This is a genomic window from Sphingobacterium lumbrici (assembly GCF_006476045.1).
Taxonomy (GTDB): Bacteria; Bacteroidota; Bacteroidia; order Sphingobacteriales; family Sphingobacteriaceae; genus Sphingobacterium; species Sphingobacterium lumbrici.
Window position 1 is genome coordinate 150,777 of sequence record NZ_SRZY01000027.1, and the last position, 12,036, is coordinate 162,812.

At 38.0% G+C, this 12,036-nt stretch carries 12 protein-coding genes; 8 read left to right on the plus strand and 4 right to left on the minus strand.

All coding sequences use genetic code 11. From position 1 onward, the window contains the following. The first annotated feature begins 24 nt into the window (after window positions 1–24). The 7 genes from E4F24_RS08460 (at window position 25) to E4F24_RS08490 (ending at window position 5,686) form a co-directional block, all read left to right on the plus strand. Window positions 25–990 carry a KpsF/GutQ family sugar-phosphate isomerase gene (locus tag E4F24_RS08460; protein WP_140938257.1) on the plus strand — a complete coding sequence of 322 codons (966 nt, stop codon included), beginning with the start codon at window positions 25–27 and terminating at the stop codon, window positions 988–990. 134 nt (window positions 991–1,124) lie between these two features. After that, the gene (locus E4F24_RS08465; protein ID WP_140938258.1) at window positions 1,125–1,502 is read left to right on the plus strand and encodes a DUF1573 domain-containing protein; all 378 of its coding nucleotides are present in this window, start codon (window positions 1,125–1,127) and stop codon (window positions 1,500–1,502) included. 165 nt (window positions 1,503–1,667) lie between these two features. Then, window positions 1,668–2,867 (plus strand): pyridoxal phosphate-dependent aminotransferase, encoded by a 1,200-nt coding sequence (locus E4F24_RS08470; RefSeq protein ID WP_140938259.1) that lies wholly within the window; start codon window positions 1,668–1,670, stop codon window positions 2,865–2,867. Between the two features lie 113 nt (window positions 2,868–2,980). Beyond that, window positions 2,981–3,274 carry a hypothetical protein gene (locus E4F24_RS08475; RefSeq protein WP_140938260.1) on the plus strand — a complete coding sequence of 98 codons (294 nt, stop codon included), beginning with the start codon at window positions 2,981–2,983 and terminating at the stop codon, window positions 3,272–3,274. Between the two features lie 214 nt (window positions 3,275–3,488). Continuing rightward, complete coding sequence (locus E4F24_RS08480; protein WP_140938261.1) at window positions 3,489–4,139, plus strand: YgjP-like metallopeptidase domain-containing protein; 651 nt, start codon at window positions 3,489–3,491, stop codon at window positions 4,137–4,139. Continuing rightward, on the plus strand, window positions 4,117–4,491 hold the full coding sequence (locus tag E4F24_RS08485) for a hypothetical protein (RefSeq protein ID WP_140938262.1): 375 nt from the start codon (window positions 4,117–4,119) through the stop codon (window positions 4,489–4,491). The genes E4F24_RS08480 and E4F24_RS08485 overlap by 23 nt, the downstream gene beginning before the upstream one ends. Before the next feature lie 10 nt (window positions 4,492–4,501). Continuing rightward, complete coding sequence (locus tag E4F24_RS08490; protein WP_140938263.1) at window positions 4,502–5,686, plus strand: oxygenase MpaB family protein; 1,185 nt, start codon at window positions 4,502–4,504, stop codon at window positions 5,684–5,686. A gap of 171 nt (window positions 5,687–5,857) precedes the next feature. Here E4F24_RS08490 and E4F24_RS08495 read toward each other — a convergent pair whose 3' ends face one another. From E4F24_RS08495 to E4F24_RS08505, 3 genes are all read right to left on the minus strand, one after another. After that, window positions 5,858–8,071: an NADP-dependent isocitrate dehydrogenase gene (locus E4F24_RS08495; protein ID WP_140938264.1), complete on the minus strand. Its 2,214-nt coding sequence runs from the start codon at window positions 8,069–8,071 to the stop codon at window positions 5,858–5,860. Window positions 8,072–8,310: 239 nt separating this feature from the next. Further along, window positions 8,311–8,595 (minus strand): GNAT family N-acetyltransferase, encoded by a 285-nt coding sequence (locus tag E4F24_RS08500; protein WP_140938265.1) that lies wholly within the window; start codon window positions 8,593–8,595, stop codon window positions 8,311–8,313. A 20-nt stretch (window positions 8,596–8,615) separates the two neighbouring features. After that, entirely contained in the window at window positions 8,616–9,116 is a 501-nt protein-coding gene (locus E4F24_RS08505; protein ID WP_140938266.1) for a nuclear transport factor 2 family protein, read from the minus strand. 131 nt (window positions 9,117–9,247) lie between these two features. Here E4F24_RS08505 and E4F24_RS08510 point away from each other — a divergent pair, with 131 nt between their 5' ends. Continuing rightward, window positions 9,248–10,534: a BamA/TamA family outer membrane protein gene (locus tag E4F24_RS08510; protein WP_140938267.1), complete on the plus strand. Its 1,287-nt coding sequence runs from the start codon at window positions 9,248–9,250 to the stop codon at window positions 10,532–10,534. Between the two features lie 139 nt (window positions 10,535–10,673). Here E4F24_RS08510 and E4F24_RS08515 read toward each other — a convergent pair whose 3' ends face one another. After that, window positions 10,674–11,885 (minus strand): DEAD/DEAH box helicase, encoded by a 1,212-nt coding sequence (locus tag E4F24_RS08515; protein WP_140938268.1) that lies wholly within the window; start codon window positions 11,883–11,885, stop codon window positions 10,674–10,676. Between the last annotated feature and the right edge of the window lie 151 nt (window positions 11,886–12,036).

Here is a 12,036-nt window from a genome sequence, read left to right on the forward strand (position 1 = left end):
TAAAGTAAAAATAACATTTTTTCGGTGAAAAACAACATAGACATAAAAAAAGAAGCTATCCGGGTTTTAGAGCTTGAGGCTCAAGCAATACAGGCGCTAGTTTCTAAAATTGACACTGACTTTGAGCAAGTAGTGGAAGAAATATTGACGCTAAAAGGACGTGTTATATTAACAGGCATCGGCAAAAGTGCAATCATTGCCCAAAAAATCGTAGCAACCCTAAACTCTACCGGTACACCGGCCATATTCATGCATGCGGCTGATGCTATACATGGCGATCTAGGAATTATCCAAAAAGATGATCTGATTATTGCCTTATCCAAAAGTGGCAATACACCAGAAATTAAAGTTCTGGTACCATTTTTAAAGCAAAGGCAAAATATACTTGTAGCATTGGTAGGGAATACAGCATCGTTTCTTGCCGACAAAGCAGATTATATTTTGGATACTACAGTGGAACGCGAAGCATGTTCAAATAACTTGGCTCCCACCACTAGCACAACGGCTCAATTGGCTATGGGCGATGCACTCGCAGTATGCCTCCAATCTGCACGCCAGTTCACCGATAAGGATTTTGCCAAATACCATCCTGGTGGTGCATTAGGCAAGCAACTCTACCTCAAAGTAGCCGACTTATCAGATGCAAATGGCAAACCAATTGTCGCACCTGAAGACAGCATTCAAAAAGTTATTATTACCATTACGAAGTATAGATTAGGTGCTACCGCTGTTATTAATAAGGGTGAAATTATAGGCATTATTACCGATGGTGATATACGTCGTATGCTGGAACAGCATACGAGTATTTCGGACCTTACCGCCAAAGACATTATGGCACAGCAACCCAAAATGATTGACTCTGCTGAATTAGCGGTGAATGCGTTGCATAAGATGCGTGAAAATAATATCTCCCAATTGTTAGTAACGGAAAATGATGATTTTGCTGGCATTATACATATTCAGGATTTACTGAATGAGGGAATTATTTAATATATTGGATTAGAAATTGTAAAAATATTGTTAATTTAAACCATTGAAATTATTTCCAGTCCAAATTTGTGGTACATTTGGTTTGTATATTCAGTACAAATAGGATTGAAATATAATATTTAACGTAGTAACTTATGAATAAGGTTTTAAATGTAGTATTAGTTGTAGCAGTAGCTTTTATCTCGTTGACAGCGATGAGCGTAGCCATTGGTGAATTTAAGTTTGAAAAAGAAACACACGATTTCGGAAATATTCCTCAGAGGACGCCTGTTTCTCATGAATTTAAATTCACAAATGTAGGTGACGCTCCTATCATTATATCAAAAGTAGATCCAACTTGTGGTTGTTCTGTAGCGGATTTTTCAAAAGCACCTGTTAAACCGGGAGAGACAGGTACAATTAAAGCCACATTTAATGCAGCTTCAAAAGGTCCGTTCACAAAATCTTTCACTATACAATCTAATACAAAGACACCGGTAAAAACCCTTACTGTTAAAGGAACAGTTCAATAACTGAACACAACTAATGTTAAAGCCTCACTGAAAAAAGTGGGGCTTTTTTATTTTAAAGTTTTCGTCTTACTTACAATAGCAAATTACGAATTGTGTTTTTTTCCATTAGGTGTTCGTGAATGCAAAGCATTTTATCTAAGTTTGCACACAACAAAATAATACTTCATGCCAAAAATTTCACAAAAAGGCATTAATATGCCTGCCTCACCGATTCGGAAATTAACACCCTTTGCAGATCAAGCTAAAAAAGATGGTAAAAAGATTTACCATTTAAACATAGGACAACCCGATATTCAAACTCCTGAGGTGATGTTGAACGCCCTTAAAAACATCGACTTTAAAGTATGGGCATACACTGCATCTGAAGGTACAGCATCTTATAGAGGTAAACTAGCTGAATATTATAATAAATTGAATTATGCTATAGCTCCAACAGATATATTAGTTACAAATGGAGGTTCGGAAGCGATTACCATCGCGATGCAAGCTTGCCTAAACCCCGGTGAAGAAATCATTATTCCCGAACCATTTTACGCTAATTACAATGGCTTTGCCTGTTCGTCAGATATCGTTATTAAACCTATCATGTCATATATTGATAGTGGATTTGCTTTACCTTCTATTGCCGAATTTGAAAAGGTAATCACGGAAAAGACAAAAGCTATAGCCATTTGTAACCCTAATAATCCTACCGGTTATCTGTACTCTCGGGAAGAATTAGAAGCTTTACGCGTTTTATGCCTTAAATATGATTTATATTTATTCTCTGATGAAGCCTACCGTGAATTCTGCTACGATGGTCGGGAATTTATCTCGCCGATGCATTTAGAAGGCTTAGAAAATCATGTTGTCGTTTTAGATACCGTGTCCAAGCGGTACTCGGCCTGTGGTGCACGTATTGGCTGTTTAATCACCAAAAACAAAGAACTATATCAAACCGCTCTAAAATTTGCACAAGCACGTTTAAGTCCATCATTGGAGGGACAAATTGCGGGAGAAGCCGCCGTAGACACACCAGATTCCTATTTTGAAGCCGTTTCCAAAGAGTATACCACTAGAAGAGACACCTTAGTAAATGGTTTAAACAATATTAAGGGTGTGTTTTGTCCAAATCCGGGAGGTGCTTTTTATGTTGTAGCTAAATTGCCAATCGATAATGCAGACAGATTCTGTCAATGGATGCTGGAAGATTTTAATTACAACAATGAAACAGTAATGATGGCTCCGGCAACAGGATTCTATAGCACAGCAGGATTTGGAACGAACGAGGTGCGATTGGCCTATGTTTTAAATCAAGAAGATTTGAGAAAGGCCTTGCTTTGTTTGGAAAAAGCCTTAGAAGTCTACCCCGGAAAAACTGCGTAAAAAAACCCTTTTTTACTATATATGAACAGCTTACCTTTGGATAGGCTGTTTTTTTTATTAAAACAATTTTGTGCTCCATTCGTTCCTTATGTAGAAACAAATATGATAAGACTATGGATAAATTAAAGCAATTTGATTTAATGGCAAAGATTTCACGGGAACTAGAAGACGTGAGGAATAGTCAACAAGCGGTATTGGAAAAGATCGGTAAAATAGAAGTTGATAATATTGAACTCGGCGATAAAATTATAGAAAGTAAAATGCCAGATATTTATCAACGTACGGCGGACAATTCTGAAGCAATAAAAGAAATCTTAGAATCATTCCAAAATAAAACGGAAGAGTTTGGTGAAAAGAACAATGTTGACAAACTGCGAGAGCAAGAAGAAATCAGGAATCTGAAATAAAATAAATAAGACCATTTTTGAAATGGTCTTATTTATTTTATTTCAGATCTTTCGGTACACAGATCGATTGCGCTACCCTCTTAGACAAAAAAGAATAGACCCAGACCGATAATAATACTGTCATTACAAAAATTTTACTCATTTTTATACAAAAATTAGTTTATGCAACCATAATAAAACCCACACAAAATGTTAAGTAACTATTTTATACTAAATGATTATAGAAGTAGACGGCAGCACATATAATATTGTCATTCAATCCTCCTCCAAAGGTATTGCTATCGGAGGCTATAAAAATCAGATGATTCATTTGCATGTGCCGTACACAGTACCTACAGCAGAACTATACGCCTATATAAGGGCCAATAGCCGACTCATCAAAAATTATATAACACAAGTGGATTCCGAACAGCAGATCGGTTCTTTTCAGATTTTTGACACCACCTTCCCCCTTATCATCAAATCGCAATTGCCCAATCCTTACCTTCATCAGGAAAGAATATATACATCCGCTTATCCCAACCACAAAAAAGCTATCGATAATTTACAACTCAGTCTCTTACTACAACAGCTTACCCTTCAGATCAGCATCTGGGAAGAACACTTGAACACACTTCTTTCCGAGATTAAAATACGGAAATTAAAAACAAATTATTTTACTGTTTGTACTAGGGATAAGCGCATCACATTTTCATCAGATCTGATCCAAAAGTCAATCGGATTTATTTCGTTTATCTGTGGAGAAGCAGTAATGTGTTTAGTGCATATCGATGCCCAAGAGCGAACCCGCCTTCTGGATCGATTTGTAAAAGATTGGAAGCAGTACAAAAAAATAGTATCCTATGAACGAGAGCATACATATTGATATGACTATTGTGGTATCCGATTCGGATATACAAGATCACAACTTTGATCCTCAATCTATTATCACAATGCTGTCTCAATCACAATTGAAAACACTGAAGGAATCCTTATTAGAAGTCGTAGAAGACAAAGACGGTGGACCACAAATCGGTGATCTACACATCAGCCACTGGCAATACGAATTAAGCAAAAATACAGGCAAATTTCGATTACATTTTGCAATAGACCGACAATTTTGTTGCAGCGATACAAAATCTTGTATTGCCGATTATGTGGATTTTACGTTTGTAAAACAACACAATAATTATCTGACTGCAAGGGCAACATATTTTAATTGGTCTATCAACAATTAATAAAAAACAGATGACGCATATTCCCTATCGTTTTAAATATAATAATACTTCGTTTGCCTATTATTGGTCACAAGGTATAGGTAAAGAATTACTCGATCAATTGGGTTATGTGCCTGATTTGGCTATTGCCGAAAAATTTATTCCACTATTGTACCAATGGGATCGCTTAGGAGATCAAGTTGTGCTTGATCTTTTCGAACAGGTAGGGTTTTCCGTTGGCAATACATGTCTTATAGACTATATCGATCAAAATCCACTTATTCAAGAGCGAAAAACAGCATTTGACAATTTTTTTAAACACATCGATACAAATCCCGATTGGTTAGACCGAAAAAAGCTACAGGTTGGAGCAGAATTAAGCAGACGACCGGGGTTAACGTCTCTTATCGTCCTTCGCGACTATTGTTTAATGGGGGGATACGAATCTGCAGCTATAAACAAACCTTTGATCTATACGGGTGCCCTAAAAAAAGGAGCAGTTAAGCGGCTAACGGAAACCGTGGAGTTTTGGGTGCAGATTGTGAAAGAAAGTGCGTTGGAAACTCCTAACATGGGATTCAAACATGTACTCTCTACCCGTATGGTACATTCTTTTGCCCGTGTCAATATACTTGGCAAGACCGATTGGGACAGTCGTAAATGGGGCGTACCGCTTAACAGTTGGGATATGTTGGCCACTAATTTAGGATTTTCACTCGTATTCCTGGTTGGCCTCCGACGTATGGGCGTACAACCGAGCGAAGAAGAAATAGACGGTCTTTTCCATCTCTGGAAATACATCGGCTACCTATTGGGTATACCACTAGAGATTATCCCCGAGAACGAACATGAAGCTATTGAAGCTTTGTTCTATTGGACGATGACGCAACGCGAAGGTGATGAAGATACTTTAGCATTAGCTACAGCACTAAAAGACGAACCCATACATGCTCATTACCCCAAGCAGCCACTTATGCGGCAGATGATGCGCGAAGTTCATCTCTATTACAATCGCTATTTGTTGGGCGATTATTCCTGCGATCAACTGGGGTTACCTTCTACCACAATTGGTAGACTGGCAGTTATTAATATCTGGAAAACCAAAAAGCAGGAAAAAAGAATAAATGAAACAGGCTTTCGCGAAAAAATGATTATTGAGGGTGGGGCCGAACAGGAAAATGTACGGCTAATCTATCAAGAGTTCAATAGTCAATAGTGTACGGCCTACTTTTTCGTTTTGACAAAATGAAATTCGATAAAGACGTTTACATTCTACAGGTCAACATGACCTTTAAAAGGTGTGGACTATATAATAAAGTAAAAATCCCGATTCTTTTGAATCGGGATTTTTTACTTTATTATATTTTACTTTTACTAATTCGAAAACTTACAACGTAGCAATAGCGTCATTTAATGTTTTTGAAGGACGTAACGCTTCGGTAGCCAGTTCATCATTAGGAAAATAATATCCACCTATATCCTGTTTTTTACCTTGTGCTCCAATTAGTTCTTCGTTAATTTGGGCTTCATTTTCAGATAAGACCTTTGCCAAAGGCGCAAATTTAGTTGCTAGCTCAACATCTTTTGTCTGTACTGCCAATGCCTCTGCCCAATATGCCGTTAGATAATAGTGTGAACCACGGTTGTCAATCTGACCAACTTTACGTGCAGGCGATTTGTCGTTTGCCAAGAATTTTTCTGTAGCTACATCCAAAGCCTCCGCTAACACTAGCGCTTTAGGGTTGTTTTGTGTTTGTGAGAGGTGTTCCAAAGAAGCACCTAAAGCTAAGAATTCACCCAACGAATCCCAACGAAGATACCCTTCTTCCAAGAACTGTTCAACGTGTTTAGGAGCCGAACCACCAGCACCTGTTTCGAAAAGACCACCACCATTCATTAATGGAACGATAGACAACATTTTCGCTGATGTTCCTACTTCTAGGATCGGGAATAAATCTGTTAGATAGTCACGTAATACGTTACCAGTCACAGAAATCGTATCTAAACCTTCACGAATACGATCCAAAGAGAATTTAGTCGCTTCAACAGGATTCATAACGAAAATATCTAATCCGTTAGTATCAAAATCTCCTAAGTATTTCTCTACCTTTTTAATAATTTCTCGATCGTGCGCACGATTTTCGTCTAGCCAGAATACTGCCGGAGTGGCTGATAAGCGAGCACGATTTACAGCGAGTTTCACCCAGTCTTGAATAGGTGCGTCCTTTGTTTGGCACATACGGAAGATATCACCTTTTTCAACAACTTGTTCCAATAAAACATTTCCATTTGCATCTACCACACAGATCGTACCTTGAGCGGCTGCTTGGAAAGTTTTATCATGCGAACCATATTCTTCTGCTTTTTGGGCCATTAAACCCACATTGGGAACAGAACCCATTGTGGTTGGATCTAATGCTCCGTTTTCCCTACAGTCGTCAATAGTCGCCTGGTAAACGCCCGCATAACAGCGGTCCGGGATAATAGCAATCGTATCTTGCAACTTACCATCTTTATTCCACATCTGTCCGGAGGTACGGATCATAGCCGGCATAGAAGCATCTACGATTACATCCGAAGGCACGTGTAGGTTGGTAATCCCTTTGTCTGAATTGACCATGGCTAGATCAGGACCATTTTCGATAGCGGCTTCAATAGCTGCTTTTACTTCAGCTTCCTGAGGCTGTCCTGCTATCCTGGCATATACTTCTCCTAGTCCATTGTTCGTATTGATGCCCAATTGATTAAATAATTGACCATATTTTGCAAAAACATCTTTAAAATATACTTCAACAATAGCACCGAAAATAATAGGATCGGAAACCTTCATCATTGTTGCTTTCAGATGTGCAGATAATAGTACGCCTGCCGCCTTCGCTTCTTCGATCGTTGCTGCTACAAATGATTTTAGTTTTCCTAAATTAAGAACAGATGAATCGATTACCTCACCGGCTTTTAGATTTGCTAATCCTTTTAATTCCTTAATCGCGCCATCGCTGGCAACAAACTCTATTTTAAATTGTGAATCTTCTTCTATAGTTATCGATTTTTCGGTTGCGTAAAAATCACCATCCTGCATAGTAGCAACTTTGGTTTTACTTTCAGCGGACCACGCGCCCATAGAATGCGGATTAGCTTTAGCATAGTTTTTCACCGCTTTAGGTGCGCGGCGATCCGAGTTCCCTTCACGTAACACCGGATTTACAGCTGAGCCTAAAACCTTGGCGTAGATAGTTTTAATATTTTGTTCTTCTTCTGAACCTGCGTTATCGGGGTAATTAGGTACATTATATCCCGCTTTTTGTAATTCCGCAATAGCTCCTTTTAACTGTGGAATAGAAGCCGAAATATTTGGTAATTTAATGATATTTGCGTCAGGTTGAGTAGCCAATTGGCCGAGTTCAGCTAATGCATCTACCGTTTTTTGTTCGGGCGTTAAATATTCCGGGAAATTTGCGAGGATACGTCCTGCTAATGAAATATCTCTTAATTCAACATTGATATCAGCCGTCTTAGCAAAAGCCTGAACAATAGGTAAAAACGAATATGTCGCCAGTAAAGGAGCTTCATCCGTTTTAGTGTAAATGATTTTAGATGACATAATTTTTTATTGTGTATTATTAATTTTCATTGAAGTAAAGTTAAATTTCACCAATAGAAGTACACTATTTTTAAAATTCGCCTAAAGATAAGAAAATCAAATTTAAATCGACATAAAAGGGTTAATTATGACTTGGGAAGACAAAAAAGAGAAGAGAAAATATAAAGTATCCCAAAATAACAGATCTTACTTTTTTAGCAGATCTGCTATTTTGAGAAATCATTTCCTGCTATAGGAAATTAGGTAAACAATACATCCCGGATATGCACATCCCGATCGAATGAAGCCTTAGCAAAAGGACACAGGGGAAGCACTTTAAGGGCATTGTCCCGAGCATGTTCTACTGCCTTATACAGTAGAACATGCCCTACACCCTTTCCCTTCTCTTCAGGGGCGACTTCTGTATGATCGATAATAATTTTATCAGGTCCGGCAACGGAATAGGACATCTCTCCGATCTGCTTTCCGTCTTCTAAGGCTACGAAGCGACCTTTGCTTCCTTCTTGTTGGTGTTGGATTATCATGTACTTTTCTCCTTTATTTTTTATTTATCTGAACGTATTTGTTCGATGATTTTATCCTCTTGAAGCACTTTAAGTGGCACTATGGTCTCCACGATATCATTAGGTATAGTCATGGAAAGCACATAATGTTTAATAAACCATTTGCCCTCTTCCAATACTAAAATACCTGAACCTCGACAGATTTTCATCTGTGTATCTAACAATTCATCCACCCAAGCGGTTTGACCATCTGCGGAAAAATTCACATAACGTATTAACGACTTAAAATTCCAGGCACGGCCTTTATCAAAATGCGGCTTCGCATATTTCATGAATTCACGTTTGTCCCAACGTTCTGTTGCATCTGTCCCGATAAATATCGACTCCGTGTGCAATAAATCAAAATATGCCTTAAAATCAGCCCTTGCTGCCGAAAAATGCCACTTATCAAGGGTTTTATTAATTTCAACCGTATCCCGCACTTGGGAAAAACATAGCGATGTCAAAAAGAAAGAAAAGAAAATTAATATGTGTTTTTTCATGTATTTAAATTTTAATTCGGAATTCAATTTACACTATTTTTTACAGACTTGTATATATTGCAGGTATATTATCTGCAATCAGAACTGAGTTTAAAAAACTATTCTTTATTTTCGTTCGTTTAATTCACAACATGAAATCTTTATCTACCGTCCTATTCTTATATTTCGCTTATTTGCAAAATAGTACTGCACAAATAGTTTCTGTAAAAGATTCTAGTCTCGTTATACAAGATACTTCCCAATTCATAAGTAGTACACTATATGACGTAGTAGATTTATTTCAGGATATCAATCCCCTTAGAAAGGCAGATACTACTTCTACACAGAAAACAAGATCCGGGATTTCTTATTTACCCAACATCAATTATAATCCGAGCATTGGTTTTCAGATCGGACTGAAAGCAGTTGGAGGAGTGTATCTGGGTGATAAAAAAACAACAAGCATGTCTATTTTTGCAACCTCTGCCAATTATACCACTAGAGGAATATTTTACACCTATTTAACACACGATACCTATACCAAAGATAACAGATGGAATTTGAAAGGGAACTTGCTAGGTGCAAAAATGGTCGGACTCGATTACGGACTCGGAATAGGCCTCCCTCTTGATAACCCGGAAGCAGATGAAGCGACCATGAATAATCCTGTACGTAACCGATATGTAAATCATTATAACGTATATGAATTTAGTGAACGTCTATATAGGCAGTTGTTACCCGGTATGTTTGTTGGCGGAGGCATATTCTTTGAATTAAAGCGAGACATAAGGACTTCTAGTGAGTTTGAAACCTCGCCAAACGCAATTTACAGCAAATGGAATGATTTCAACTCCACACAAAACAATAACAATGGACTTATGTTTAATCTTCAGTATCTAACTAGGGATAATCCGAATAGTGCTTACAAAGGTATTTATGCGGATGTGGTGTTACGTATGAATCAAACTTGGTTGGGAAGTCAAAAAAATGCCTATCAACTACAGACCGATTTTAGAAAATACTGGCAGTTATCCGAACAGCGCCCCAATCATGTTTTGGCTTTCTGGAACTATGGTTCCTATAATCTAGGTGGTACACTCTTTTATTTAGATCTACCAGGAACAGGTAAAGATCCCTATACACGGAGTGGTCGCGGATATACCAATGGATACTTTAAGGGCATATCATTTTTCTATTCCGAAATGGAATACCGATTCCCAATTCTTAAAAATCAGTTTTTGAGCGGTGTGGTATTTGCGAATGTACAAACGGCTAATGACCAAATGAGGACAAAACTCTTTCAACAATGGCAACCTGCCGGAGGTGGCGGACTCCGCGTTCTATTTAATAAAATGACACGAACCAATTTATGTATTGACTATGCTTTCGGAAAATTCGGACAACGCGGACTTTTCTTAGGATTAAACGAAGCGTTCTAACCTCATTATTATATTCCATAAAATAAAAACTATCTTATTGGCAATATTTAGTATCAGCATACTGCCCATATTACCAAAAAAAGTAGAGTGCCCCCGGAAAGTGTCTAACTTTTTGGGGGCACTCTATTGTAGAACTTCTTTATTTCTTAGAAAATTTTCTAAAGTTTTTCTTATTATTTGATTTATTTCTGGGCGGTCTCTTTTTAGGATCATAAATCGGTCCCTCGGTAAATCCTTCCGGTAGTGGTACTTTTTCGATATCAGCACCTATCAACTCTTCTATTTTGGAAAAGCGAATTTGATCCTTCATATTGATAAAAGTAATTGCTGTACCTGTCGTAGCTGCCCTAGCAGTTCGTCCAACACGATGGACATAGTCTTCCGGATCAGGAGGTACATCGTAATTTATTACCAAACTAATTCCCACAACATCGATACCTCGAGATATTACATCCGTACCCACTAATACATTCAGCCTTTTCGCTTTAAATCTGTTCATCACATCTTCTCGCTGCACTTGCTCCAAATCAGAGTGAAAAGCTTCCGCAGCTATCCCTCCTTTGCGGAGTTCGGTCGTCAATCTTTTTACTATCTCTTTCTTGGAAGCAAAAATGATAATACTGGTAAAAGACGGATCCGAAATTAGGGCTTTTATCAGTTGCATTTTTTGTTCGTCATAGACAAGATACGCTTGCTGCTTAATACCTTCGGAAGGTTTTGACAGGGCAATATTAATCTCAACGGGATCGTGAAGAATTCTTTTTGCCAGAGAGCGTATTTTAGACGGCATCGTAGCTGAAAACAATAAATTCTGTCTTTTAGCCGGAAGATAGCTGATAATTTTTATGAGGTCATCATAGAATCCCATGTCTAGCATTCGATCCGCTTCGTCTAAAATAAGATGTTTAAGTTTAGAAAAATCGAGTTTGCCCGAAGCCAGATGTGCGATTAGACGTCCCGGTGTCGCCACAATAATATTCACGCCCTCTTGTATTGCCCGCTTTTGTTGTTCGTAATCCATACCACCACCCCCTCCGTAAACGGTGATGGAGGTCGTTCCCGTAAAGTACGATAACCCCATTATTTGTTGATCGATCTGTAAAGCGAGTTCTCGTGTCGGGACAAGAATCAAAGTATCTACATGGTTAGTCTCACGAAGTGCTATTTTATTTAAGATAGGTAAAAGATACGATGCTGTCTTACCAGTACCGGTTTGGGCACAAGCTATTAAATCTTTTTCTTGGAGAATCACAGGTATAGCCTGTTCTTGTATAGGGGTAGCCTCAAGATATCCCATGCTGTCGAGTCCTTCCTCCAACAGAGGGACTAAACCAAATTCAGTGAATTTCAATTTTCGATTATTTCTTTAATATTATAAAAACAGCATAATGTAAGCTTTTTTTTCTAAATAGCATAATCAATAATACCGAAAGCATTACAAACCGCTTTGTAGTAAGATACAACGATAAATAAATATTTAAATCTAGAGTGAGATAACTAAT